Below are 25,993 nucleotides of genomic sequence, written 5' to 3'. Positions count from 1 at the left end.
GGAGGTCCCGTGCCCGACCAGAACTACGCCCCCTCGCCCGAGTTCGCCGCCCAGGCCGTCGGCACGGCCGATCTCTTCGACCAGGCCGAGAAGGATTTCGAGGGCTTCTGGGCCGAGCAGGCGAGGACGCACGTCACATGGCGCACCGACTTCGACACCACGCTCGACTGGAGCGACGCGCCGTTCGCGAAGTGGTTCGTCGGCGGACAGCTCAACGTCGCCGAGAACTGCGTCGACCGCCACGTCGAGGCGGGCAACGGCGACCGCGTCGCGATCCACTTCGAGGGCGCCGAGGGCGACACGCAGACGATCACGTACGCCGATCTGCAGAAGCGCGTCTGCCAAGCGGCCAACGCGTTCACCGAGCTCGGTGTGAGGACGGGCGACCGCGTCGCGATCTATCTGCCGATGATCCCCGAGGCGATCGTCGCGATGCTCGCCTGCGCCCGGCTCGGGGCCCCGCACTCGGTGATCTTCGGCGGGTTCTCCGCCGACGCGATCCGCAGCCGTGTGGCCGACGCCGAGGCCCGCGTCGTCGTCACCGCCGACGGGCAGCACCGTAAGGGCAAGGTCGCCCCGCTCAAGACCGCCGTCGACGAGGCCGTGCGCGGCGAGGACTCCCCCGTCGAGCACGTCGTCGTCGTGCGCCGCACCGACGCCGACGTCGAGTGGACCGACAAGGACGTCTGGTGGGACGAGCTCGTCGACCGCCAGAGCACCGAGCACGAGGCGCAGGCGATGGACGCCGAGCACCCGCTGTTCATCCTCTACACCTCGGGCACGACGGGGAAGCCGAAGGGCATCCTCCACACCTCCGGCGGCTACCTCGCCCAGGCGGCCTACACGAACCGGATCGTCCACGACCTCCACCCCGAGACCGACGTCTACTGGTGCACGGCCGACATCGGCTGGGTCACCGGACACTCCTACCTCGTCTACGGGCCGCTTGCGAACGGCGCGACGCAGGTCGTCTACGAGGGCACCCCCGACCACCCGCACCAGGGCCGCTGGTGGGAGATCGTCGAGAAGTACAAGGTGTCGATCCTCTACACCGCCCCCACCGCGATCCGCGCGTGCATGAAGTGGGGCGCCGACATCCCCGCGAAGTACGACCTCTCCTCGATCCGCGTGCTCGGCAGCGTGGGCGAGCCGATCAACCCCGAGGCGTGGCGCTGGTACCGCGAGCACATCGGCGGCGGCTCCGCACCCATCGTCGACACGTGGTGGCAGACCGAGACGGGCGCGATCATGATCTCCCCGCTGCCCGGCGTCACGACCCTCGAGCCGGGCTCGGCGCAGCGTCCCATCCCCGGCATCAGCGCCGAGATCCTCGACGACATGGGCGAGCCGTTCACCGAGCCCGAGAAAGTCGGTTACCTCGTGCTCACGAAGCCGTGGCCGTCGATGCTCCGCGGCATCTGGGGCGACGACGCACGGTACAAGGAGACGTACTGGAGCCGGTTCGGGAGTGAGTACTACTTCGCCGGCGACGGCGCGAAGTACGACGCCGACGGCAACATCTGGCTCCTCGGCCGCGTCGACGACGTGATGAACGTGTCGGGCCACCGTCTCTCCACCGCAGAGATCGAGTCGGCGCTCGTGAGCCACCCGACCGTCGCCGAGGCCGCCGTCGTCGGCGCCGCGGACGACATGACCGGCCAGGCCGTGTGGGCGTTCGTCATCCTCCGCGGGGACGCCGCGAACGACGACGAGGAGAAGACCGTCGCCGACCTCAAGGCCCACGTCGCAGGTGAGATCAGCCCGATCGCCAAGCCGAAGTCGATCATGGTCGTCTCCGAGCTGCCCAAGACGCGCTCCGGCAAAATCATGCGCCGCCTCCTCAAGGACGTCGCCGAAGGCCGGGAGATCGGCGACTCCACCACGCTCACCGACGCCTCCGTCATGGACTTCATCAAGAAGGGCATGAGCAAGGGCTGACCCCCGTCGCGCACTCCCGACGCCCCACCCGCCCCCGGCCGGTGGGGCGTCGGCGTCCCCGCCCCACCTCGACCACGGAGCGATGACGTCATCCGGTGTCGTCCGGCGAAGGGTGTCGGTAGCGTGCGGAGGGTGAGTGGATTCAGCGACCTCCTCGACCGGCTGCCCTTCGACACCCGCGGGCTGCGCAAGCTGCCCGTGCCGGGGATCTCGGGCTCCTGCCTGCTCGAACTCGACCTCGCACGCGGAATCGGCGAGACCTCCCCCACCTCGCCCGTCGAAGCACTGCGGGAGCGCCACACGCCCACGCTGCACGCCGTCGTCGAGGGCCTGCGCGACGCGACCGGGGACGACAAGGTGCTCGGGCTGATCGTCCACGCTTACGCCCCGGCACTCGCCCCCGCGCACGCCGAGGAGGTGCGGGCCGCCGTCGAGGGGTTCTCCGACTCCGGCAAACCCGTCGTCGCGTGGGCCGAGACGTACGGCGAGATGACGAACGGCGTCGCCGGCTACCTCGTCGCGACCGCCGCCGACGAGATCTGGCTCCAGCCGAGCGGCTACCTCCAGATCAACGGCGCCGCCGTGCAGGCGGTGTTCCTCCGTGAGGCCCTCGACAAGATCGACGTCGAGCCGCAGTTCGACAAGCGGCGCGAGTACAAGTCGGCCGTCGAGACGTTCACGCAACGCGACATCAGCGAGCCCAACCGCGAGATGCTCACCTCGCTCACGGAGTCCGCACTCGAGGTCCTCCTCACCGGGATCGCCCGAGGCCGGGGCCTCGACGTCGACGACGTCCGCGCGGTGCTCGACGAGGGCGCCCTCACTCCCGTGCGGGCCGGTGAGCTGCGCCTCGTCGACCGCATCGGTTACCGCGACGAGGCGTACACCGCGCTGAGGACACGCGTCGGCGCCGAGCCTGACGTCGAACTCCGGTACGTCGAGCGGTACGACCTCGGGTTCTCCGCCGTCGAGGCCGTACGGGGTCGCGGGCGCAAGACAGTCGCGATCGTCCAGGCGAACGGCGCGATCCACCTCGGCCGCTCGGGCAACGCACCGCTCGGCGGACGCTCCATCGGGTCGGACTCCCTCGGCGCGGCACTGCGCCAGGTCGCGGACGACGACAAGATCGGCGCGGTCGTCCTCCGCGTCGACTCCCCCGGCGGCTCGGCGGTCGCCTCCGACGCGATCCGGCGGGAGATCCTCCGGCTGAGGGAGGAGAAGCCGGTCGTCGCGTCGATGGGCACGGTCGCGGGCTCGGGCGGGTACTTCATCTCGATGCCCGCCACCGAGATCGTCGCCGACGGCACGACGCTCACCGGGTCCATCGGGGTGTACGCGGGCAAGTTCGTCACCCAGGGCGGTCTCGACCGGCTCGGCATCCACCGCACGCAGATCGAGCGGGGCCGATACGCCGGGATGCTCAGCGACCAAAGGCCGTTCACCGAGGACGAGTGGGCGCTGCTCTCGCGGATGCTCGACGAGATCTACGCCGACTTCACCACGAAGGCCGCGGAGGATCGGGGCATGCCGGTCGAGCAGCTCGAACCCCTCGCCCGGGGCCGCGTGTGGACCGGAGCCCAGGCCGCCGACCTCGGCCTCGTCGACCACGTCGGCGGGATGCGCGCCGCGATCGACCGGGCCTGCGCCCTCGCCGACCTCGACCCCGAGACCACCCCCACCCGCATCAGCCCCAAGCTCGGCGTCCTGGACCGGTTCCTGCCCGCCGACAACTCCGACGCCGTCACCCGCACGACGACGGGGCTCGGCGGCGCGGCCGTCCGCGGCACGGTGACCGCGGCCCTCGGCGAGGGCGTCCCGCTCCTCGATCAGGCGCTCGCCGCCCTCGGGGCGCGTGGCGCGGGAGTGCTCACCATGACCCCCACCCGTTGGACCTGAGGAGCGAGACGATGACCGAACAGACCACCCCCGCCGGCCCGCCCGTCCTGGTGGACCGCGACGGCCACGTCGAGACGTGGACGTTGAACCGTCCCGAGGTGCGCAACGCGATCAGCGACGACGACGTGGTCGACGCGATCGTCGAGAACGCCGCCCGGATCACGCGTGACGACGACGTGCGCGTCGTCGTCCTCACCGGCGCCGGGTCGGCGTTCTCCGCGGGCGGCAACGTCACCGCGATGGCCGAGAGGACCGGCATGTTCGGCGGCACCCCGGCACAGATGCGGGAGGGCTACCGCCGCGGCATCCAACGGATCCCCCGCGCGCTGTACGACGTCGACGTGCCGATGATCGCCGCCGTCAACGGCCCGGCCGTCGGGGCCGGCTGCGACCTCTCGCTCATGTGCGACCTCCGCATCGCCTCGACGAGGGCCTTCTTCGCCGAGAGCTTCGTGCAGCTCGGAATCATCCCCGGTGACGGTGGCGCGTGGTTCCTGCCCCGCGTCGTCGGTGCCGCCCGTGCGGCCGAGATGGCCCTCACCGGCGACCGCGTCGACGCCGCGACGGCGTGCGAGTGGGGACTCGTCTCCCGCGTCGTCGAGCCCGACGAGCTCCTGCCCGCCGCGCACGACCTCGCCCGCCGCATCGCCGCCAACCCGCCCCGTGCGGTCCGCATGACCAAGCGGCTCCTCCGCGAGTCCGGGCACTCGAGCCTCTCGACGCTGCTCGAGCTCTCCGCCGCGATGCAGCCCCTCGGCCACCACACCACCGACCACACCGAGGCCCTCACCGCCATGCGCGAGAAGCGACGCGGCGAGTACACCGGCGACTGAGCGGACGCCTCGACCGCCGAAGCTCCGACGGCCCGACCCGGGCCGGGCCGGGCCGCGCCGTGGGTGTCGGCGGCGCCCTCACCGCTTCCCCCTGCTGCGCGACGCCGCCCAGGGCCGGCCCTCCAGGCCCGCCGCCGCAGCTGGGTCGGCCCCGAGGACGAGGAGGACGTGTCCCCGACCGGCGGCGGAACGGCCGCGGCGCTCCGGCCGGGTGGCCGGAGCGGGCGCTCAGTCCTCGGCGCGGAGGACGGGGATGCTCGCCTCGTCGCCGGTGGGCCTGCGCTGCGCGACGGCGGCGAGGGCGGGACGCAGATCGAGCCACCACTGCTTCTTGGGGCGGCGGTTCTCGAGGTCGAGCTGCTCGTCCATGTGCGCGACCGACGCGAACGTCACCCGCCCGTCGACGAGACCGACCATGCGTGCCTCGCGGTCCCCGCCGTCGAGCTGATCGGCGAGGCCGTCGATGGCGTGCGTGACGAGGCGGGTCGCGAGGATCCGGTCGAACGGGCTGGGGTTGCCGCCCTGCTGGACGTGGCCGATGACGGACTGCCGCACGTCGAACAGCTCCTGCCCCTCCTCCTCGAAGAGACGGGCGAGGAAGTCGGTCGTGTAGAGCTCGTTCGCGCGCTCGTTGCGGATCGTGAGGTACAACCGCTTGCCGGCCCGGAACGCCGCCTTCATCTCCTCGACGTCACGGGAGAGGTCGGCGAGGGTGATGCCCTCCTCGTGGAGGTACACCCGCTCCGCGCCGGAGGCGATGCCCGACATGAGCGCGAGGTAACCGCACTTGCGTCCCATCGTCTCGGCGACGAAGCAGCGACGGGCGGCGTTCGCCGACATCTTGATCGCGTCGAGGGCGCTCACCGCCATGTTGAGGGCGGTGTCGGCGCCGATGGCGAGCTCGGAGCTCGGCAGGTTGTTGTCGATGCTTGCGGGCACGAGCATCATCGGCAGGTCGAAGGCGGGGAACCGGCCGCGTTCGGCGTTCATGAGGTGCACGGCCCGGTAGGCGTTGTATCCGCCGATGACGAGTAGCGCGTCGAGTTCGAGCTTCTCGATCGACCGGCCGAGGGCGTACAGCTGGTCCTCGGTGGGAATCCGGCGCCGCGTGCCGAGTTCGGCGCCACCCTCGGCGGCCCACCCCTCGACGTCACCCCATGACAGGTCGCGCACCGTGCCCTCGAGGAGGCCGGGGAACCCGCCGTCGACACCGACGATGTTCATGCCGCGCGTGAGGCCGAGACGCTCCGCCGCGCGGGCCGCGGTGTTCATGCCCGGCGCGAGACCACCCGCGTGGACGACGCCGACGCGCGGCATCCGCTCGGAGGACTCCGCGAGCGACGGCGGTCGCGACATCCGCTCGAACACGGCGTACATGTCGCCGAAGCTCGCGCCGCGGGCGGTGACGGCGGCCTCGTAGTCGCCGTTCTCGACGAACGAGGCGACCTCACGGGTGCGCTGCACGGCCTCGACGAGGGGCAGCTGGGCGATGCGGTTGTGACGGACGCCGACGATGTGCGGCGTGCTCTCCGGCGTCGCGGCGAGGACGTCCTGCACGGCGGCGTACCCGAGCAGCGTGCTCATCCACCGGTCGTAGGCGCTCGGCGAACCACCTCGCTGGACGTGCCCGAGGATCGTCACGCGCGTGTCCTCCCCGAGCCGCTCGGCGAGGACGTCCTTGACCTGTTCCGCCGTGACGGGGTCGCCGTGGCGGTCGCGAGCGCCCTCGGCGACGAGGACGATGCTGTCGCGCCGCCCGGCCGCACGCCCTGAACGGAGGAGGTCGCACATGTCGTCCTCCCAGCCGTCGGCCGGGGGGATCTCGGGGACGAGGACGTAGTCGCAGCCGCCCGCGATCGCGGCCATGAGCGGCAGGTACCCGCAGTGACGACCCATGACCTCGACGACGAAGCTGCGCTGGTGGCTCGCCGCGGTGCTCGCGAGCGTGTCGATCGCGTCGACGATGCGGTGGAGCGCGCTGTCGGCGCCGATCGTCATGTCGGTGCCGACGAGGTCGTTGTCGATCGAGCCGACGATGCCGGCGATCATGATCGCCGGATGCGCGGCGGCCTGCTCGGACGTGATCTCGCCGCGGTCGACGAGTTCGGCGAGGAGCCCGGCCCAGTCACGGCGGAACGTGTCGGCGCCGGTGAGGCTGCCGTCACCGCCGATGACGACGAGCCGGTCGATGCCGTGCTCGAGGAGGTTGCGGGCCGCCCGCAGCTGCCCCTCCCGTTCACGGAAGTCCTTGCTGCGCGCCGTGCCGATGACCGTGCCGCCGCGGTGGAGGATGCTGCCGACGTCGTCCCACTCCATCGGGGTGATGCCGTCGCCGCCGTCGACGGCGCCCTGCCATCCCTCGTGGATCGCGTACACCTCGGCCCCGAGGTGGATTCCGGTGCGCACGACGGCACGCACGGCCGCGTTCATCCCCTGGGCGTCGCCCCCGCTGGTGAGGACCCCGATCCGCGTGCTCATCGCGCCTTCTCCTCCGGTCGTCGTCCTGAGCGCGGCGGGCGGGCCGCGGATCCCGCGACGACGTCCGGGCCGTGCCCGTCTCCGCCCTCCATCATGCCGGGTGCGCGGCCTGGCGCGGCGTGGGGCGGAGACGCCGGTCGACCGCGACGGCCTGCGGCGAGGACGACGACGCCCTCGCGTACTGCGGCGAGCTCGAGAGGCACGCGGGCGTCAGCGAGGTGCCGCGGGCGCGACGCCGGGCGACATGCACGTCGGGGCCAGTGCGTCGGCCGGTGTACTCATCGGCTCCCACAGGTCACGGCCGACGAAAACGGCCCGCAGCACGTCGGGCCGGTCGGTGATGACGGCGTCGACACCGACGTCGAGGAGTCGATGCATCGTCGGGGCGTCGTCGACCGTCCACGTGACGACCCGCACCCCGAGGCCGTGAGCCATCTCGAGGACACGTTCGACGTGCACGCGGACCCGCCCGAGACGTACGGGGACGTGCGCGAACGGCGCCGTCGCGATGTCCCACGGCGGACGCACCCCCGCCCGCGCGCACGCGACGAGGGTCGTGAGCGACCGCCACCCGAGCGTCGTCGCCACCGCAGGCACCTCGCGGCGCACCTCCCGCAGCCACCCGCCCCAGGCGCCTGCGATGCACAGCCGATCCGCCACCCCCGGGCGGCGGAGGACGTCGACGAGCGGGCCGATCGCCCGTGCGTCCTTGAGGTCGACGGAGAAGTACGTGTCGGGGAACGCCTCGAGCGCCTCCTCGAGCGTCGGGATCGTCTCCCGACCCTCCACGCGGATGCGCCGCAGCTCCTCGAGCGTCCGGGCTGCGACGGGCCCCCGGGCGTCGGTGACGCGGTCGAGGGTGGCGTCGTGGAAGCACACGAGCCGCCCGTCCGCGGTGAGTCGCAGATCGCTCTCGAGATAACGGAACCCGAGCCCCGTCGACAGCGCGAACGCGGCGAGGGTGTTCTCGGGGGCCGACCCCCCGCCGCCACGGTGGGCCAGGGCGATGGGTCCGGTCGCATCGGCGTACGCCATGCCCCCACTGTCCCCGAGGAGCGGCGGGCCTCCGGACCGGATCGCCGCCCCGGCGACCCTGTTCACGCATCTTTCACGCCGCGGGAACCGACCGCTCACGCCCCTGCCGTGGCGGCGCCACCCGACGCGCTCGACGGCCCCAGGTCTCGCTGCACCCCTGTCGACTCGCTAAGGTCGTTCTTGACATGCACCAGGGCGTACGCCCGCACAGGAGGTTCCCGATGTCCACTGCTACACCCCCCAACCCGGATCCGGCGGCGCCGCGGGCCTCCGACCCGACGATCGGCCGCCTCGTCGCCGACGCGATCGACAACGTCCGCGCCATCGTCCGCAACGAGATCGCTCTCGCCAAGGCCGAGATCACCGTCGACGCCACCAAGGCCGCCAAGGCCGCGGCGATGCTCGTGGTCGCGGCCGTCATGGCCGTCTTCGGCCTCGTGTTACTGCTCCACACGATCGCCCTCGGGCTGCACGCCCTCGGGCTCGCGCTGTGGCTGTCCTACCTCATCGTCACGCTCGTGCTGTTCGTCATCGCGGGCATCGCGGGCCTCATGGGCATCAAGTCGCTCAAGAAGGTCAAGCCGGCCCCCGAGCGTGCCATCGCGACGACGAAGCAGTCGGTCGACGCCGTCAAGCGCAGCACCTCCGGTGCCGCCACCGAGCGCGCCCGCCTCGCCGACCCGGCGACCCACGGCCCGTCGCAGGCGGCGAACTACGAGCTCACGACCTCCGCGCCGCGCAGCACGGCCGGAACCGGGTCCACCGAGGTCACCTCGCACTGAGCTCGTCCCCCGTTCCGCACCGAACGCCCCACCGGATGATCCGGTGGGGCGTTCGGCGTCTCCGGGCCCCTTTTGGCAGGCGGTCGAGACGACCATGGGGGCGGACTCCCCGACTCCTGCTCCAGAGACGCGCCACGACACCGCTGGTCAGCAGCACGGGCCTCGGCAACGGCGACGACGAACCCGTCGTTCCGGCCGTTCGCCCCGTGGGACCGCCCTCCTGTCACGGAGGCCCAGCGGGGGCCGGCGCCGCCGTGCTGGGCTCGGAGCCAGGCACGACGGGGTGGGACGGCCTCGACCGCAGAGCCTCGCAGGACGAGTGGATCCCGAGCGCCGGGTCCCGACCGTCAGCCGACTGCGCAGCCGCCGACGGGCACCTCGCTGCGGCCGACCTCGTCGAGCACGGGCCGGACCTCCTCGAGGCGGAGGACGTAGGCGGTGTCGGGGGTGTTCTCGGCGCGGGCGAACACGAGCCCCGTCACCTCCCCGGCGGTCGTGAGGAGTGGCCCGCCCGAGTTCCCCGGCTGGATGCGGGCCCTGACGCCGTAGATGCGTCGGACGACGCCGCGGTCGTCGTAGATGTCGCGGCCCCGGGCCGTGATGTGCGCGCCCACCCGGGCCGCATCGGTGCGGTAGGGCCCGCCGAGGGGGTAGCCCGCGACGACGGCGTCGTCGCCCACCTGCGCCGGGGAGTCGGCGAGCGGAAGGGGCGCGAGGTCACCCGTCTCGGCGGCGAGGACGGCGACGTCGCGGGCCGGGTCGAAGGCGACGACCCGGGCGCGGGACCAGAGCCAGTCCTTGCGGATCGAGACCCGCTCCGAGCCGCTCACGACATGGGCGTTCGTCACGACCAGTCCCGGTGCGACGACGAACCCGCTGCCCTCCTGGATGCCGCCGCACCGCGGGGCGGGCGCGTCGACGCGGACGACGGAGCGTCCCGCCCGCTGCACGTCCGGATCGTTCGCGCTGCGCGGGTTCCCCTCGTGGGTGGGGGCGGGCGGCGCCTCCCCCTCGAAGACGCGGGGGAACTCGTACCGCACGAGCAGGGCCGTGGCCTCGTCGAGGATCCGGTCGCGGGGGATCGGGGCGGCGGTGTCGACGACGCCGAGCACGCGGCTGGAGTCGACGACGTGGGCGACGTCGCCCGGGAAGGCGACCCGGACGAGCCCGGCCCCGAGCCAGAGCGTCACCGCGGCGATGAGGGTCGTCGCGACGGCGCCCCCGACACGGCCGATCGGCCCCGGCCGGCGTCGTCCCCCCAGGAACAGACGGGTGAGGCCGGCGCACACCCCCTGCCCGACGAGCGCGGCCACGAGGACGAGCGTGACGAGCGTCGCGGTGAGCATCGGCCCCGGCAGCCGCTCCGTCCACGATTCGACGAGCCCGGGTGCGAACCGCAGGCCGAGCGCCCCACCGGCGGTGAACCCGAGGAGGCTGCCGACGACGTGGAGCAGCCCCCGGTCGAACCCGACCCCCGCGTAGAGGAGCAGGGCGAGGACGAGGAGCCCGTCGAGCCCCCATCCCGCCGCCACGAGATCGGTCATACGACGTCGTCCCCGCAGACCTCCGTGCCCGCAGGCGTGGCCGGGTCGGCGTCACCCTCCGACGCCGGCGCGGGCGGCATGACGACGGGTGGGCGGCCACCGCTCACGCGGTCGGGGAGGACGCGGGTGACGGCGGCGTCCCACGGGCGGGCGAGCCCGGTGAGGACGAGGAGTCGGTCGAGCATCGCCGCCGTGAATCCCCACACGAAGACGCCGTCCAGCTCGAACCCGACACCGTGGTACCCGACGGGATGGGTGACGGTGATGCGGTGCGCGGGGTCGGCGAACCGGGCGAGCGGGATCGTGAGGATGCGGGCGACCTCGACGGGCGAGGTCACCGTGATCGGCGAGGGGTTCGACCACCAGGCGAGGACGGTCGTCACCGACGAGTCCGACGCGGGCACGGGCACGGGTGGGAACGTCGTGAGGACGTCGACGCCCGCACGGTCGAGGCCGATCTCCTCCCCGGCCTCGCGGAGGGCGGCGTCGACGGGGCCGCCGTCGCCCGGGTCGATCGCGCCGCCGGGGAACGAGACCTGCCCCGCGTGGGAGCGGAGACGGCCCGAACGTTCGGTGAGGACGACGGTCTCCTCCCCCGGGGCCTCACCGGGCCCGACGAGGAGGAGCACCGCGCTCCGCCGACGGCCGCCGCCGGCGACGCGGCCGTGCGTGAAGAATCCGTGGGGTGCGCGACCCGCCTCCTGCGCCGCGTGGTCGAGCCACGCCGGGCGGGGCGTCACGAGCCGCCCGCGCCGGACGGGTCGGGGACCGTGCCGGGCGGAGGGGTGTCCTTGAGGAGCTTCCACGCGACCTTCGGCTCGACGACCCCGATGCCCGCGGAGTCGCACCACCGCGCCACGGCGCAGGCGCCGCACGCCGGTCGACGCGAGTGGCACGTGCGTCGGCCGTGGAAGATGAGGACGTGGGAGAGCATCGTCCACTCCTTGCGCGGCACGAGCGCGCCCACGGCCTCCTCGACCTTGACGGGGTCCTCCTCGTCGGTCCACCCGAGGCGGCGCACGACGCGGCCGAAGTGCGTGTCGACGGTGATCCCGGGGATGTCGAAGGCGTTGCCGAGGACGACGTTCGCCGTCTTGCGACCCACGCCGGGCAGCTCGACGAGCGCCGGCAGCGAGGCGGGCACCTCGCCGTCGTGCCGCTCGACGAGGGCCGCCGAGAGGCCGAGCAGCGAGGAGGCCTTCGACCGGAAGAACCCCGTCGGCCGGATGAGCGTCTCGAGCTCCTCACGGTCGGCGCCGGCGAGCGCCTCGGCGTCGGGATACCGGGCGAAGAGGGCCGGGGTCACCTTGTTCACGCCGACGTCGGTCGACTGGGCCGAGAGGACGGTCGCGACGAGGAGCTCGAAGGGATTCCTGAAGTCGAGCTCGCAGTGCGCGTCGGGGTACCGCTCGGCGAGGACGCGGTACGTGCGTCGCGCGCGGCGCTTGAGGGCGAGAGGCGACTCGACGTCCCGCCGCTCCGCCGTGGTCGTCCCGGCGGTGTCGGCGGCCGTGCCCGCCGCACTCGTCGCGTCGGTGTCGGTCGTCGGTGTCGGCGTGGAAACGTCGTCGTCAGGGCCCGTGTTCACTCCGCCAGGGTAGGTCGCGCCAGATCCTCGGATCGCGTCGAGTGACCTCTGGCACACTGGACACGTGGATAACGACGTCGTACGCACTGCTCCCCTCTTCGCCGCCCTCGACGACGCGGACGTGTCGGCCCTGCAGGCCTCCATGTCCACCACGCGGCTCTCACGCGGCGAGGTGCTCTTCCGCGAGGGGGAGCAGGGTGATCGGCTCTACGTCATCGAGGACGGCAAGGTGAAGCTCGGCCGCACGAGCAGCGACGGCCGCGAGAACCTCGTCGCGATCCTCGGCCCGGGCGAGATGTTCGGCGAGCTGTCGGTCTTCGACCCGGGCCCGCGCAACGCCACCGCCACGGCGGTCGCCGAGACGCGCCTCCTCGGTCTCGGCAACGAGGGGCTCCAGCAGTTCCTCCTCGAGCGTCCCGCCGTCGCGCAGAGCCTGCTCGCCGCGCTCGCCAAGCGGCTGCGCCGCACGAACGACTCGCTCGCCGATCTCGTGTTCACCGACGTTCCCGGCCGGGTCGCCAAGGCCCTCCTCGACCTGTCGGAGCGGTTCGGCAAGCCCACCGAGGACGGCATGCTCGTCGCCCACGACCTCACGCAGGAGGAGCTCGCCCAGCTCGTCGGCGCCTCCCGCGAGACGGTCAACAAGGCGCTCGCCGACTTCGCCGGCCGCGGCTGGCTGCGCCTTGAGGCCCGCGCCGTCGTCCTCATCGACATCGAGCGCCTGCGCCGCCGCAGCCGCTGACGCACCGACCGCCACGTCTCCCATGACGCCCCGGCGCCCGGCGTCGCGCTCGGCACACCGCTCTCACTCCCCGCGAAGGTAGTGGAGCTGGGCTTCGACGCTCTTGGCCGCGGCGGGCCACACCTCGCGGGGAACCTCCGCGTAGACGATCTCGAGGACCGATTGCACGTCGGTCGCGCCGTCCTCCACGACGCGGCGCACCTGGTCGAGGCGTTCCCTGCGGTGGTCGAGGTAGAAGTGCACGGACGCGTCCGCGTCGGGCAGGGCGGTGCCGTGCCCGGGCAGGAACCGCCGCACCCGGCCGCTGCCGGTGAGGGAGGCGAGGCGGTCGAGCGAGGTGAGGTAGTCGTCGAGACGTCCGTCGGGCCAGGCGACCATCGTCGTCCCCCACCCGAGCACGGTGTCGCCGGTGAGGAGCGCGTCGTCGGCGCCGACGAGGAAGCACAGTGAGTCGGCCGTGTGGCCGGGCGTCGCGAGGACGCCGATCTCGAGCCCGCCCGCGTCAATGACGTCCCCGTCCGTGAGGTCGTCGACGCCGGGCCCCTGGGCGCGGACGGAGGCACCCACCCGGTCGGCGTACTCGCCCGCCCCCTCGGAGTGGTCCGCGTGGCGGTGGGTGAGGAGGACGGCCTCGACGCGGCGCCCGTCGACGGCCTCGTCGATCGCGGCGAGGTGCGCGGGGTCGGGCGGCCCGGGGTCGACGACGACGCACGCACGGCCGTCCCGAGGGCCGAGGACCCACGTGTTCGTGCCCTCGAGGGTCATCGGCGACGGGTTGGGCGCGAGGACGGCCACCGCATGGGGCGACCCCTCGCCGCCCGTCCACGAGCCGGGTTCGACGGGGGACGGGGGCTGGGCGGCGCTCACGGGCGGCCTCCTGCGACGGGGAGTTCGACGCGCATGCGCAGCGTGCCGGAGTCGGTGCGTTCGAGCACGGGCATGATGCGGCGCATCGGCGGCGCCCATGCGAGGAACGTCTCGGTGTCGGGCGCCTCCGCGACCTGCTCGACGCAGACGACGGTGGGCGGCAGCATCGCGGCGCGCCCCTCGGCGAGGGCCGCGAGGAGCTCCCGCGGCCGCACCCAGTCGGCCGAGTCGGCCTCGCTCGTGCGGTCGTCGGGGATCTGCCCCTCGGGCAGCCGGGCGGCGAAGAACCGGGTGTCGTAGCGGCGCGGCTCGAACTCGGGGGTGACCCAGTGCGCCCACGGGCGGAGCAGATCGGTGCGGAGGACGAGCCCGCGACGGATGAGCATCTCGGCGAACGACTGCTCGCGGGAGAGGAGCCGGTCGCGCTCGGCCTCCCACTCCTCCCCCGAGACGTCCCCGACGAGACGCTCCTCGTCGGGCCCGGCGAGGAGCACGCCGCACTCCTCGAAGACCTCCCGCGCGGCGGCCGCGACGAGCTCACGCGCCTCCGCCTCGTCGATCGCCCCGAGCCACTCGGCCCACCGCTTCGGCGACGGCCCCGCCCACGGCAGGTCGGCGTCGGCGTCACGGGCGTCGACGCCACCACCGGGGAACACCATGCGGTTCGGCGCGAACGCCATCGAGGCACGCCGTCGCAGCATGAACACCTCGACGGCGTCCCCGTCGGACACGTTCGGCGCCTCGGCCGCGCTCGGCGTCGCCTCGAGTGCCCCCTCACCCACGGCTCGCGGGGCGGACGCGTCGCCGCGGCCCGCGACGTCGCGGACGACCATCACCGTCGCGGCGGCACGGGCGGGTGCCACCTCGGCGATCTCGACCGGCCCCGTGCCCCCGTCCGTCGCCGCCGGTCCGAGCATCGAGACGAGATCCTCCGAGACCTCGAACCACCGCACGACGACGTCTGGCCCGCCGTCGTGCAGCGTGATGTCGAACGGCGTGATGTCGGACGACATGGCGTCGCGCGACGCGGCGTCCTGCGATCTGGCGTCTCTCGTCATGGCGTGTCCCTCCGGGGTGTGTGGCGTGGGGGCGTCGAGATGTGCGGTCAGACGTCCTCGGCGAGGGCGACGACGACCTCGACCTCGACGGGCGCGTCGAGCGGCAGGGCGGCGACGCCGACGGCGCTGCGGGCGTGGACGCCCGCCTCACCGAACGCGCGGACGAAGAGGTCGCTCGCGCCGTTGACGACGCCCGGCTGCCCCGTGAACGACGGGTCGCTCGCGACGAACCCGACGACCTTGACGACCTGCGCGACCTTGTCGAGATCACCGACGAGGCCCTTGATCGCGGCGATGGCGTTGAGCGCGCAGATCTGCGCGAGGTCCGCCGCCTGCTGCGGGGTGACGAGCCCGGGGCCCTCGCCGACCTTGCCCGTCGTGAGGAGCTGCCCGTCCTGCATGGGGAGCTGCCCGGAGGTGTGGATGCGACGGCCGTCGCGCTGCGCCGGGACGTAGGACGCCACGGGCGGCACGACTTCGGGGACGACGAGGTTCAACTCGGCAAGGCGGTCTTCGACGGTGCTCACGACGTTCTCCTTCTCGGGTGGATCCGCGACGGCGGCAGGTCAGGACTGCAGGGGGCGCTTGAGGTAGGCGACGAGGTTGCCCTCGGGCATGACGACGACCTGCACGAGCTCCCACCCGTCCGATCCCCAGTTGTCGAGGATCGCCTTGGTGGTGTGGACGATGAGCGGAACGGTGACGTACTCCCACGTGGTCATGCCGAAACGATAGGCGGTCCCACCGACAGGCACGTGACATCGGGCACGGCGCACGTGTCGACGCGGTGCGCGCGGGTGGCGCCGTCCGGCGGGAACGGCCCCACGCCGAGCGGCGACCCGACCGCCCGTCCGCGACCCGAGCGTCCCGGTCGCTCGGGGCACGCGCCGGCGTGAGACACGACGAACCCCGTCACCGGCTGCGGCGGGCCCGGGCGGTTCCTACAGTGAAGGCATGGACGCCCCACCCCCGATCCCCGACGGCCCTCTCGATACCGCCGACGCCGACGGGGAGGTCACCACGCCCGACTGGCCGGGGGTCCGGCTCCACGTCGTCACCGGCAAGGGAGGCACCGGCAAGACGACGGTCGCCGCCGCCCTCGCCCTCACCCTCGCGAGCCTCGGTCGACGCATCCTCCTCGTCGAGGTCGAGGGGCGCCAGGGCATCAGCCAGGTGCTCGACGTGCCGCCGCTGTCGAAGGAGGAGCGTCTCCTCATGCGGGTCTCCGGCGGAGGCGAGATCTGGGGCCTGTCCGTCGAGGTCAAGGCCGCCCTCCTCGAGTACCTCGACATCTTCTACAAGCTCGGCCGGGCGGGCTCCGTCCTCGAACGCACCGGTGCGATCGACTTCGCGACGACCGTCGCCCCCGGCGTGCGTGACGTCCTCGTCGTCGGCAAGGTCTACGAGTCGGTGCGTCGCCACCGCCAGGGCGGCACCCAGGCCGGTCCCCCGTGGGCGTACGACGCGGTCGTCCTCGACGCACCGCCCACCGGCCGCATCGGTCACGTCCTCAACGTCAACGAGGAGGTCGCCGAGCTCGCGAAGGTCGGCCCGATCCGGGGGCAGGCGGACTCGATCACGCGGATGCTCCGCTCCGGCACCGCCGTCGTCCACCTCACGACGCTGCTCGAGGACATGCCCGTCCAGGAGACCGTCGACGCCGTCGCCGAACTCGCCGGCATCCAGGTGCCCGTCGGCGCCGTCGTCGTCAACCAGGCCCGCGACGAGATCCTCTCCCCCGAGACCCTCGCCGCCCTCACCGGCGACGAGCACGCGGGCAGCGCCCGCGACGACGCCAGACGCGCGGAGATCGGCGCGGCCCTCGAGAGCGCCGGACTCCCCGGGACGGACGACGTCGTCGACGCGCTCCTCGCGCAGGCGCGCGACCACGCCGAACGGATCGACCTCGAGAACGAGCTCCTCACCGTGCTCGCCGACCTCGGCCGCCCCCTCTACGTCCTCCCCCGCGTCGCAGGCGGGGCCGACCCCGGGGGTGTGCGCATCCTCGCCCAGCAGCTCGCGGAACAGGCGGTATGGCAGTGACCTCCATCCCCGGCCCCGGCCGAAGCCCCGACGGCGTGACCCGTCGACGCCTCGACGGCACCGATGACCACCCGCGCCTCGACGTCGACACCGTCCTGCGCGACCCCGGCGTCCACATCGTCGTCTGCTGCGGGTCGGGCGGCGTCGGCAAGACGACGACGGCCGCGGCCCTCGCCGTCCGCGCCGCCGAGCAGGGTCGGCGCGTCGCCGTCCTCACGATCGACCCTGCCCGCCGGCTCGCCCAGTCCCTCGGCCTCACCGACCTCGACGACTCCCCCCGCCTCGTCACCGGTCTCGACGACGCGGAGGGCGGCACGCTCGAGGCGATGATGCTCGACATGAAGCGCACGTTCGACGAGGTCGTCCAGGCGCATGCCACCCCCGAGAAGGCGGAGCAGATCCTCGCCAACCCCTTCTACGAGGCCCTCTCCAGCTCCTTCGCCGGCACCCAGGAGTACATGGCGATGGAGAAGCTCGGGCAGCTCCGGGAGCTCACCGGCCCCGACGGCGCGCCCCGATGGGATCTCGTCGTCGTCGACACCCCGCCCTCCCGCTCCGCACTCGACTTCCTCGACGCCCCCTCACGGCTCGGGTCGTTCCTCGACGGCCGGTTCATCCGTCTGCTCCTTGCCCCCGCGAAGGCCGGCGGACGCGCCTACACGAAGGTCGTCGGTGCGGGCATCGGCATGGCGTCGGGCGTGCTCTCCAAGATCCTCGGCGCGTCGATGCTCGACGACGTCCGTGGCCTCGTCGCCGCGCTCGACACGATGTTCGGCGGGTTCCGCGAACGCGCCGACCACACGTACTCGCTCCTCCGGCAGCCCGAGACGGCGTTCGTCGTCGTCGCCGCCCCCGAACGCGACGCGCTCCGCGAGGCCGGGTACTTCCTCGACCGACTCGCCGCCGACGGGATGCCGCTCGCCGGCGTCGTCGTCAACCGCATGGCCCACGCCCGCACCGAGGCCGTGTCCGCCGACGCCGCGCTCCGGGCGGCCGAGACGTTGCGCGACCGAGCCGAGGCCACGGATGCGGCCCCCACCCCCGGCGCGGCCGACGTCACGGCCGAGCTGCTCGAGGTCCACGCCCGCGCGGCCGCCGAGGCCCGGCGTCACGAGCGGCTCAGCCGTGAGTTCGCGGCCCGCTACCCCGGCATCCCCCTCGTGCGCGTACAGGTGGCCGCCACGGACGTCCACGACCTCGACGGCCTGCGCACGATCGGCGCCGCCCTCGGCGGCTCGAACAGCGAGGACGCCGGAGCCTGACGCGACGGAGGCACGAAAGAGGCCGCCCTCATCGGCGCTTGGGTGCCGGGGCGGCCTCGAGATCATTCGCCTCGTTCGTCGGACCGTGCGCGCTGGAAGAGTTCCTTCCAGGAGGTCACTCCGGGGTGGCGGCGGAGGATCGCGCGCCGCTCGCGTTCCGTCATCCCGCCCCAGACGCCGAACTCGGCCCGGTGGTCGAGGGCGTCGGCGAGACATTCGGCGACGACGGGGCACTTGAGGCAGACGCGCTTGGCCTGCTGCTGTGCCGCACCCTGTACGAAGAGTTCGTCGGGCTCGGAGGTGCGACAGCCTGCCAGGGGGGTCCAGTCCTCCACCCAGTCAGACTGACGACGCCGCATCGGCGTTGATGTGATCGTCATTGTTCGTCCTTGCGTCGGCGACCCGTGAAAGAGCGGTTGCACTGTCTCGATCGTCACCCGCCGGCCGGTTTCGTAGTGGTTCGACGTCATCGGCGCACCACGAGCCGGTCGGGCTCCGTGGCTCCACGGTAAGAAGCGCAGGCGAGGCGGCGCGATCCCCCGGGAGGATGGTTCCTTTCCACCCGAAAGGACTGGATCTTCGGTCCTGCGTCACCTAAAACGCTCTTTTCGGGCGCTTTTAGCATATCGACTCCCCGCTTGACACGCGACCCGACGCCCGGCGGCGCGTCGCCCGACAGTTCCGTCGAGGTGGGCCGCGCGGCGTGGTGACGCAGTAGGGCTGTCGACATGTCCGACTACCCTGGTGCGCATGAACAGACGTCAGGGTGATGCGACCTCCGTCGCGAGGCTCCTCGCGGCCTTCGTCGCGGCCTCGACCGTGCTCGGCCTGCTGGCCGCGGGCATCTTCATGCCCGTCGCGGGTCTCGCGGGCATGTCGACCAAGTCGGTGGTCACCGCGTTCGACGCGTTGCCCGCGCAGTTCACGTCCTCACCGCTCGCTCAGCAGTCGCGCATCCTCGCCTCCGACGGCTCCGTCATCGCGACGTTGTACAAGGAGAACCGCCTGGTCGTGCCCCTCGACCAGATCTCCGAGGACATGCAGAAGGCGCAGGTCGCGATCGAGGACCGGCGCTTCTACGAGCACGGCGGCATCGACGGCAAGGGCATCCTCCGGTCGATCGCCGCGGCCGCCCGAGGCGGCGACAAGCAAGGCGCGTCCACGCTCACCCAGCAGTACGTCAAGCAGTTGCTCGTCACCACCGCCCGGCAGAACGGCGACGAGGAGGCTGCCGAGGCGGCACAGGCCCGTGCCGGCATCGCCGGGTACGTCCGCAAGATCCAGGAGATGAAGTACGCCATCTCGATGGAACAGCGGCGCAGCAAGGACCAGATCCTCGAGGGCTACCTCAACATCGTCTACTACGGCGCCGCGGCCTACGGCGTCGAGGCGGCCGCGCACCGGTACTACAACACGTCGGCCGCCAAGCTCACCCTGCCGCAGGCGGCGATGATCGCGGGCCTCGCGCAGAACCCCAGCACGGCCGACCCGATCAACAACCCCAAGCGGGCCATCGCGCGTCGAGCCGCCGTCCTCGAGGCGATGCACGACCAGGGCTACATCAGCCTCGCGCGCATGAAGCGGGCCAGGAACGCCCCCCTCGGGCTCGACACGCAGCCGCTCAAGCCCTCGTGCCCGTCGGCCACCGACCCCTACGTCTGCTACTACGTCGTCAACTGGCTGCTCGACCAGCCGGCCCTCGGCAAGACCCAACAGGAGCGCGAGAAGCAGCTCTTCTACGGCGGGCTCAACATCCGCACGACGTTCGACCCCGAGCTCACGAAGTACACGACAAAGGTCCTCGCCGCCCGCGTCCCGCCGGCCAACGCGGCGCGCCGCGGTGCCGCCGCGGCCGTCGTCGAGCCGGGCACGGGACGCGTGCTCGCCATCGGCCAGAACACGACGTGGGACCTCGTCGGTGGCCCCGGCAAGACGAGCGTCAACTGGTCCGTCGACCAGAAGTACGGCGCCTCCGGCGGGTTCCAGATCGGGTCGACGGCCAAGGTGTACGGCGTCGTCACCGCTCTCGAACAGGGCATGACGGCGAACAGCTCCTTCTACGCCCCGCCGGACGGCACGCACATCTCCGGAAAGCGGTTCGGCGGTGAGAAGTGTGGCGTCATCGACCGCTACTTCGCCCCGTACAACGCCGAGGGCGAGGAGCACGGCATGACGACGCTGCGCGAGGCGACGGTCAAGTCGATCAACACCGCCTTCGCGCAGCTCGCCACCAAGGTCGGCATCTGCGCCGAGCGCGAGACGATGAAGAAGATGGGCCTCACCCGCGCCGACGGCAAGGACTACGGCGTCGGCGGCATCGCCGCCACCGTGCTCGGCGCCGACAACGCCTCACCCCTCACCCTCGCCGCGTCGTACGCGACGCTCGCCGCCGGCGGCGTCTACTGCGAGCCGCGGCCCGTCGAGAGCGTCATCGCGTTCGACGGCACCGAGCTGCCGGTGGGGGAGAACAAGTGCCGTCGGGCGGTGGAGCCCAAGGTCGCCTACGACACGACGAAGATCCTCACGGGCGTCCTCCGCGAGGGCGGCACCGGTCGCAAGGCGGCGCTGGATCGGCCCGCAGCGGGCAAGACGGGTACGGCCGACAACAGCACCGAGACGTGGTTCGCCGGGTACACCCCGCAGCTCGCGTCCGCAGTCTGGTACGGCACGCCGTACACGCAGCGTTCCGTCCACGCCTACGGCGGCACGGTCGCGGCCCCGCTGTGGCGCCAGATCATGTCGTCGGCCAGCAAGGGCATGAAACCGCAGGAGTTCCGCCGCCTCGACTCCTCCCCCGAGGAGGCCAAGAAGCACGGCCGCCAGATGACGGTCCCCGACGTCGTCGGCCGCAGCCGCGAGTCGGCGACGAAGATCCTCGAGGAGGCCGGGTTCACCGTCGAGGTCGCCGACAAGCAGGAGTCGTCCGCGGCCGTCGCCCCGGGTGCCGTCGCGAAGACGTCCCCGGCCGGCGCAGGCCAGGCCCAGGTCGGTTCCACGGTGACGCTCACACTGTCGGCGGGTGGACGCGCCCAGTAACCCCTCCCGACCGTCCGTCATGGATGCGACCGGCCCCACCGTCGATGGTGGGTCCGGTCGCATCTTCTGGGAGACTGGGCGCGATGCACACGCTCACCTCAGCCGCCGTCTCCACCGGGCTCGCCGGTGCGGGTGCCGTCGCGTACGGCTCCCTCGTCGAGCGCAACGCGTTCACGCTCCGCAGGTACGTCCTGCCCGTGCTTCCTGTTGGTCGGGGGCCGATCGACGTCCTCCACCTCGCCGACGCGCATCTCCTGCCGACGCAGCGGCGCAAGCGTGCGTGGATCTCCTCCCTCGCCGAGCTCGAACCAGACGCGGTGATCAACACCGGCGACAACATCGCCCATCCGGAGTCGATCGGGCCGCTCATGGAGGCGCTCGAACCGTTCCGTGGGTTGCCGGGGGCGTTCGTCCTCGGGTCGAACGACTACTTCGCGCCGGGCCGCAAGAATCCCGTCGACTACCTCGTCCGCAAGAAGCCGAAGCCGCGGACGCCGCGCCTGCCCACCGACGTCCTCGTCGGGGAGCTGCGTGACTCGGGCTGGGTCGATCTCACGAACGCGCGCGGTCGCATGAGCGTGCGCGGTCTCGACGTCGAGCTCGTCGGGGTCGACGACCCGCATCTGCACTACGACCGGTACGACGAGGTGGCGGGGCCTGCCGATCCGCGGGCCGACCTCACGATGGGGGTCGTGCACGCGCCGTACACGCGCGTCCTCGACGCGATGACGGCGGACGGTGCGGATCTCGTCCTCGCGGGGCACACGCACGGCGGGCAGCTCGCGGTGCCGTTCTACGGCGCGATCGTCACGAACTGCGACATCGACCGGCAGCGCGTCAAGGGCGTCTCCCGCTGGTGGCCGGGCGCGAACGGCGTCGACTCGGCGCAGGCACCCGACGATGCGGCGTGGCTGCACGTCTCGGCGGGACTCGGCACGTCGCCGTACGCCCCGATCCGGTTCGCGTGCCGCCCCGAGGCGAGCCTCCTCACCCTCGTCCCCCGACCCTGACGGCCTGCGCCGACGAGGTCGTGACGGCCCCCGATTCGGCGATCGGCGCCGGTGTCGGCTAAAGTGAGGCGGTCGCCCTCACGAGGGCTTCGGGGTGTGGCGCAGCTTGGTAGCGCGCTTCGTTCGGGACGAAGAGGCCGCAGGTTCAAATCCTGTCACCCCGACCACACGAGAACGGCTCCTGACCACCAGGTCAGGAGCCGTTCTCATGTCCACCCCTCTCAGGCGAGGACCTGCACGAGGAGGATCTTGACGATCGTGCCGAGCGCGAAGAGGGCGCCGTAGGCCGAGTCGATCCGTTCGTCGTTGACGCGGGAGTTCGCGAACGCGAGGATCGCGGGCTGGCCGACCCACCCGGCGAACCCGCCCGTCGCCCGCTGCGCCGAGAGGCCGATGAGGCGGGCGGCGAGGAACACGAGCACTCCCCCGACGAACATCGAGGCACCGGCGACGACGACGATCGCCAGGCCCTCGAGCGTGAACGCCTCGGCGAGGAAGGCCGGCCCCGACGCGAGACCGACGCACGCGAGGAAGATCATGAGGCCGAGCTGACGGAGCGTGCCGGCGACCTGCTGCGGCAGATCCCACCGGAACGGGCCCGTGCGGTGGAGCGACCCGAGCACCATCCCGACGACGAGGGGTCCCGCGGCCGCGCCGAGCTGGAAGACGATCCCGCCTCCCAACGGCAGCCGTACCGCCCCGGCGAGGAGGCCGAGAGCGATGCCGAGCCCCATCGTCAACGCGTCGACCTGACTCACGTGCCGCTCGGAGTCGCCGAAGAAGTTCGTCGCCTCCCCGAGCGACTCGCGCGGCACGACGGCGAGCACTCGGTCACCCGGCTGGAGGACGAGGTCGTCGCGGGCGAGCATGTCGAGGTCGCCCCGGCGCACGCGGGTGACGACCCCACGGAGACGGCCGTGTACGTCGAGCTCCCCCAGCGGGCGTCCGACGACGTGCGGCGAACTCACGAGGAAGCGACGAAAGTCGACGACCCGGCGGTGGTCCGTGAGGGACGCCTCGGTGTCGACGTGGCCGAGGGCCGCGACGGCCCGCTCCACGTCGTCCGGCGAGCCGATGACGAGTACCCGGTCACCGGCGAGGAACGAGCCCCGCCCGCGCGCGACCCGCACGACACCCTCGCGTTCGAGGTAGCTGAACTTGACGATCTGCTCCGTGAACCCGGGGACGTCCTCGATGGGGATGTCGTTCTCCACCCGGGCCGTGACGGCGGTGAGACCCGCCTCGGCGAGGGAGGGGGTGTCCTTCGTGCCGGGCCAGCGCCGCCCCACGACGACGGCGACCATGATCATGCCGAGGATCACGCCGGTCGGGTAGGCGAGGGCGTAGCCGACGAGGGTGGCGCCGTCGCCGTCGGTGGCGGTGATGGCGGCGTCGATCGCGGGCGAGGTGAGCGCACCGGCGTAGAGGCCGGCGACGTGTGCCGACGTGAGCCCGAGCAGGTGTCCGAGGCCCGCGGCGACCGCCGCCATGACGCCGAGCCCCGCGACCCCGGCGGCCATGAGTGACCACTGGCGTCGCAGGTCGGAGAGGAACGTCGACCCCGCGGCGAGCCCCACGGTGTAGCAGAAGAGGACGACGCCGAGGCTCTTGACGAGGTCGTTCCCCGCGCCGAAGCGCGGATCGAAGGCCCCGATGACGAGACCCATGAAAAGGGCCCCGGCGGCACCGAAGCGGAGGGGGCCGAACTTCACCTGACCGAGCAGGGCGCCCGTCGTGAGGACGAGCATGATCGTGAACAGGTGGTCGGCGGCGAGGAAGTCGAGCATGGCCGTCCCGAGGTCGAGTCGAACGTTGGTCGGACCATTGTGCGCCCGGCCCGCCCGAGGGCGAGACCTCGATCACACGAGGGCGATCGTCACCGTCGCGGCCGTGACGACGAGGACGGTGAGGAGCCGCGCGGGGACACCCACGGCCGCGGGCGGCGACGTCGAAGACGCCCGCCCGGTCGCAGATCTCGGCGACGACGGTGATCGCGAGGAGGAACACCGCGATGGGGGCGACCCGGGTGAGGGCGTCGAGGACACGTCGGGTGTCACGGACACACGGACACACGGACACCACGATCCCGTGGCGGGGCGTGGCGTCCGTGCGGCGCGGGGTCAGCGGCGGATCTGGTTGACCGAGTCGGCGAGCTCGTCCATCGTCGAGAGGACCTTGGAGTTCGCCGACAGACCGCGCTGGGCGAGGATGAGGTTGGTGAGTTCGCGGCCGAGGTCGACGTTGCTCGCCTCGACGACGCCGGCGTAGATCTCGCCGCGTCCGCCGGTCCCGCCCGAGCCGGCCTGGGGCGCGCCCGAGGCGGTGGTCTGCTTGAAGTCGGTGTTGCCGATGCGTTCCAGACCGGCGTCGTTGGCGAATCGCGCGATCTGGATCTGCCCGAGGACGACCTGCTGGCCTCGGGCATCCTGACCGAGCACACGACCACGCTGGTCGAGGGCGAAGCTCGACGGGGTGGCCGACGGGTTGGGGATGCGGATCGGCCGGTTGTCGACGCCGAGGACGGTCTTGCCGTCGCCGGCGCGCAAGGTGCCGTTCGCGTCGAGGTTGAAGTTGCCGTTGCGGGTGTAGGTGCGCTCGTTGCCGCTCTGGAGGACGAAGTAGCCGGCTCCGCCGATGGCGACGTCGGTGGGCTTGTTCGTCGTGATGAACGACCCCTGGTGGAACTCGCCCTGAATCGCGCGGGTGACCACGCCGAGGCCGAGCATCGCCGGGTTGATCGCGCCGTTGGGCTGGGGCGGTGGGGTGATGTTCGCGCCGCGGGCGATCTGGGACAGGCGGTCCTCGAACATCGCCCGGTCGACCTTGTACCCGTCGGTGTTGACGTTGGCGACGTTGTTGCCGGTGACGTCGATGAAGATCTGATGCTGGCGCATCCCGGAGATCGCGGAATCGGCGGCACGGAACATGCAGGGGCTCTTTTCTCCAGCGTTTCGTCGTGGGGACGGCCGGTGCGCTCGTGGGCGAGCGCACCGGCCGCGGGCCACCGCACGCGGTGGCCGAGGTCGACATGGCAGCGTCGACGCAGGGTCCGAAGACCGGCGAGGATCCGACCGGGTCAGCGCTTCATGTTGATGAGGTCGTTGAGGACCTCGTCGGAGGCGGTGACGACCTTGGAGTTCGCCTGGAAGCCACGCTGGGCCATGATGAGGTTCGTGAACTCGCCGGCGAGGTCGACGTTCGAGAGTTCCAGCGTGTTCTGGATGATCTGACCGCGACCCTCGGAGTCGGGCTCGCCGACGATCGCATCACCGGAGTTCAGCGTCGGGCGGAACATCGAACCGCCGACGCGGTCCATGCCCTGCGGGTTGTTGAACTTGGCCAGGGCGATCGTCGCGATCGGCGTGCCCTCCGGGTTGGCGTCGTTGAAGCCGGTGATGACGCCGTTGGGGGCGACCTGCCACGAGGTGTACTCCTCGGAGCTGATGGTGATCTTGTCGCCGTCCGCGCTCTGCACGTAGCTGCCGTCGCCGGTGACGAGGTCGCCGGCCTTGTCGAGCGAGAAAGCACCGTTGCGGGTGTAGAGCGTCTGCTCGCCGCGCTTGACCTGGAAGAAGCCGTCACCCTGGATCGCCATGTCGGTGGGCACGTTGGTGACCTGCAGACCACCCTGCTTGAAGTCACCCGAGATCTGACCGAGGCGCACGCCCAGGCCGACCTGCGTCGGGTTCTGGCCACCCGCGGTGCTGGGGGCCGAGGCGTTGCGGACGGTCTGGCTGAGGCTGTCCTCGAAGACCGCGCGGGTCGACTTGTAGCCGTGGGTGTTGACGTTCGCGATGTTGTTTCCGGTGACGTCGAGGTAGATCTGGTGGTTGCGCAGACCGGATACGGCCGACCACATGGAACGGATCATGAGAAGAGTC

The 25,993-nt window shown here is 72.1% G+C and carries 22 protein-coding genes and 1 tRNA gene; 10 read left to right on the top strand and 13 right to left on the bottom strand.

Annotation, left to right across the window (positions count from 1 at the left end; all coding sequences use genetic code 11):
• Positions 1-9 precede the first annotated feature (9 nt).
• The 3 genes from acs (at position 10) to MOPEL_RS03375 (ending at position 4,667) form a co-directional block, all read left to right on the top strand.
• Positions 10-1,938 carry an acetate--CoA ligase gene (acs, locus tag MOPEL_RS03385; protein WP_009481455.1) on the top strand — a complete coding sequence of 643 codons (1,929 nt, stop codon included), beginning with the start codon at positions 10-12 and terminating at the stop codon, positions 1,936-1,938.
• A 132-nt stretch (positions 1,939-2,070) separates the two neighbouring features.
• Entirely contained in the window at positions 2,071-3,834 is a 1,764-nt protein-coding gene (gene sppA / locus MOPEL_RS03380) for a signal peptide peptidase SppA (protein WP_009481454.1), read from the top strand.
• An 11-nt stretch (positions 3,835-3,845) separates the two neighbouring features.
• Positions 3,846-4,667 (top strand): crotonase/enoyl-CoA hydratase family protein, encoded by an 822-nt coding sequence (locus MOPEL_RS03375; protein WP_009481453.1) that lies wholly within the window; start codon positions 3,846-3,848, stop codon positions 4,665-4,667.
• A 228-nt stretch (positions 4,668-4,895) separates the two neighbouring features.
• Here the strand turns inward: MOPEL_RS03375 and MOPEL_RS03370 are convergent, their stop codons facing one another.
• Positions 4,896-7,145, bottom strand: a complete 2,250-nt coding sequence (locus tag MOPEL_RS03370) for a 6-phosphofructokinase (RefSeq protein ID WP_009481452.1) — start codon at positions 7,143-7,145, stop codon at positions 4,896-4,898.
• Between the two features lie 210 nt (positions 7,146-7,355).
• The gene (locus tag MOPEL_RS03365) at positions 7,356-8,180 is read right to left on the bottom strand and encodes a glycerophosphodiester phosphodiesterase family protein (RefSeq protein WP_009481451.1); all 825 of its coding nucleotides are present in this window, start codon (positions 8,178-8,180) and stop codon (positions 7,356-7,358) included.
• Between the two features lie 221 nt (positions 8,181-8,401).
• On the opposite strand from MOPEL_RS03365, the gene MOPEL_RS03360 reads away from it, so the two are divergent.
• Entirely contained in the window at positions 8,402-8,962 is a 561-nt protein-coding gene (locus tag MOPEL_RS03360; RefSeq protein ID WP_009481450.1) for a phage holin family protein, read from the top strand.
• A 347-nt stretch (positions 8,963-9,309) separates the two neighbouring features.
• Here MOPEL_RS03360 and MOPEL_RS03355 read toward each other — a convergent pair whose 3' ends face one another.
• Genes MOPEL_RS03355 through nth form a run of 3 tightly spaced genes read right to left on the bottom strand, consistent with a single transcriptional unit; the run spans position 9,310 to position 12,094 of the window.
• Complete coding sequence (locus MOPEL_RS03355) at positions 9,310-10,506, bottom strand: MarP family serine protease (RefSeq protein WP_009481449.1); 1,197 nt, start codon at positions 10,504-10,506, stop codon at positions 9,310-9,312.
• Positions 10,503-11,246, bottom strand: a complete 744-nt coding sequence (locus MOPEL_RS03350) for an NUDIX hydrolase (protein WP_009481448.1) — start codon at positions 11,244-11,246, stop codon at positions 10,503-10,505. The genes MOPEL_RS03355 and MOPEL_RS03350 overlap by 4 nt, the downstream gene beginning before the upstream one ends.
• Positions 11,243-12,094, bottom strand: a complete 852-nt coding sequence (gene nth / locus MOPEL_RS03345) for an endonuclease III (protein WP_009481447.1) — start codon at positions 12,092-12,094, stop codon at positions 11,243-11,245. The genes MOPEL_RS03350 and nth overlap by 4 nt, the downstream gene beginning before the upstream one ends.
• A gap of 64 nt (positions 12,095-12,158) precedes the next feature.
• Here nth and MOPEL_RS03340 point away from each other — a divergent pair, with 64 nt between their 5' ends.
• Positions 12,159-12,836 carry a Crp/Fnr family transcriptional regulator gene (locus tag MOPEL_RS03340; RefSeq protein WP_009481446.1) on the top strand — a complete coding sequence of 226 codons (678 nt, stop codon included), beginning with the start codon at positions 12,159-12,161 and terminating at the stop codon, positions 12,834-12,836.
• A gap of 63 nt (positions 12,837-12,899) precedes the next feature.
• On the opposite strand, the gene MOPEL_RS03335 is transcribed toward MOPEL_RS03340, so the two are convergent.
• The 4 genes from MOPEL_RS03335 to sp36 are packed head-to-tail and all read right to left on the bottom strand — an operon-like array spanning position 12,900 to position 15,483.
• Entirely contained in the window at positions 12,900-13,703 is an 804-nt protein-coding gene (locus MOPEL_RS03335) for an MBL fold metallo-hydrolase (protein ID WP_009481445.1), read from the bottom strand.
• Positions 13,700-14,761 (bottom strand): NUDIX hydrolase, encoded by a 1,062-nt coding sequence (locus tag MOPEL_RS17555; RefSeq protein WP_009481444.1) that lies wholly within the window; start codon positions 14,759-14,761, stop codon positions 13,700-13,702. The genes MOPEL_RS03335 and MOPEL_RS17555 overlap by 4 nt, the downstream gene beginning before the upstream one ends.
• Before the next feature lie 47 nt (positions 14,762-14,808).
• The gene (locus tag MOPEL_RS03325) at positions 14,809-15,288 is read right to left on the bottom strand and encodes a RidA family protein (RefSeq protein WP_009481443.1); all 480 of its coding nucleotides are present in this window, start codon (positions 15,286-15,288) and stop codon (positions 14,809-14,811) included.
• A 39-nt stretch (positions 15,289-15,327) separates the two neighbouring features.
• A complete protein-coding gene (gene sp36 / locus MOPEL_RS17065; RefSeq protein ID WP_141631157.1) occupies positions 15,328-15,483 on the bottom strand; it encodes a Sp36 family protein in 156 nt (51 codons plus the stop codon).
• A gap of 232 nt (positions 15,484-15,715) precedes the next feature.
• Here sp36 and bagA point away from each other — a divergent pair, with 232 nt between their 5' ends.
• Positions 15,716-16,804, top strand: a complete 1,089-nt coding sequence (gene bagA / locus MOPEL_RS03320; RefSeq protein WP_009481441.1) for an ATPase BagA — start codon at positions 15,716-15,718, stop codon at positions 16,802-16,804.
• Positions 16,795-18,066 carry an ArsA family ATPase gene (gene bagB / locus MOPEL_RS03315; RefSeq protein ID WP_009481440.1) on the top strand — a complete coding sequence of 424 codons (1,272 nt, stop codon included), beginning with the start codon at positions 16,795-16,797 and terminating at the stop codon, positions 18,064-18,066. Before bagA ends, bagB begins: the two co-directional genes overlap by 10 nt.
• Positions 18,067-18,128: 62 nt before the next feature.
• Here the strand turns inward: bagB and MOPEL_RS03310 are convergent, their stop codons facing one another.
• On the bottom strand, positions 18,129-18,446 hold the full coding sequence (locus MOPEL_RS03310; RefSeq protein ID WP_009481439.1) for a WhiB family transcriptional regulator: 318 nt from the start codon (positions 18,444-18,446) through the stop codon (positions 18,129-18,131).
• Positions 18,447-18,816: 370 nt separating this feature from the next.
• On the opposite strand from MOPEL_RS03310, the gene MOPEL_RS03305 reads away from it, so the two are divergent.
• The 3 genes from MOPEL_RS03305 (at position 18,817) to MOPEL_RS03295 (ending at position 22,279) form a co-directional block, all read left to right on the top strand.
• Positions 18,817-21,102, top strand: coding sequence for a penicillin-binding protein (locus tag MOPEL_RS03305; RefSeq protein WP_141631156.1), 2,286 nt, complete (start codon positions 18,817-18,819; stop codon positions 21,100-21,102).
• Positions 21,103-21,185: 83 nt separating this feature from the next.
• A complete protein-coding gene (locus MOPEL_RS03300) occupies positions 21,186-22,112 on the top strand; it encodes a metallophosphoesterase (RefSeq protein ID WP_009481437.1) in 927 nt (308 codons plus the stop codon).
• 90 nt (positions 22,113-22,202) lie between these two features.
• A tRNA-Pro gene (locus tag MOPEL_RS03295) sits at positions 22,203-22,279 on the top strand.
• Positions 22,280-22,333: 54 nt separating this feature from the next.
• Here the strand turns inward: MOPEL_RS03295 and MOPEL_RS03290 are convergent.
• The 3 genes from MOPEL_RS03290 to MOPEL_RS03280 form a co-directional block, all read right to left on the bottom strand.
• On the bottom strand, positions 22,334-23,899 hold the full coding sequence (locus MOPEL_RS03290; RefSeq protein ID WP_009481436.1) for an aspartate:alanine exchanger family transporter: 1,566 nt from the start codon (positions 23,897-23,899) through the stop codon (positions 22,334-22,336).
• 333 nt (positions 23,900-24,232) lie between these two features.
• Positions 24,233-25,039 carry a flagellar hook-basal body protein gene (locus tag MOPEL_RS03285; protein ID WP_009481435.1) on the bottom strand — a complete coding sequence of 269 codons (807 nt, stop codon included), beginning with the start codon at positions 25,037-25,039 and terminating at the stop codon, positions 24,233-24,235.
• A gap of 149 nt (positions 25,040-25,188) precedes the next feature.
• Complete coding sequence (locus MOPEL_RS03280; RefSeq protein WP_009481434.1) at positions 25,189-25,983, bottom strand: flagellar hook-basal body protein; 795 nt, start codon at positions 25,981-25,983, stop codon at positions 25,189-25,191.
• Positions 25,984-25,993: the final 10 nt, after the last annotated feature.

The organism is Mobilicoccus pelagius NBRC 104925, from assembly GCF_000247995.1.
In the GTDB taxonomy this organism is placed as follows: domain Bacteria; phylum Actinomycetota; class Actinomycetes; order Actinomycetales; family Dermatophilaceae; genus Mobilicoccus; species Mobilicoccus pelagius.
Note: the sequence above shows the minus strand (reverse complement) of the source record. Positions and strands in the feature narration are given on the sequence as shown.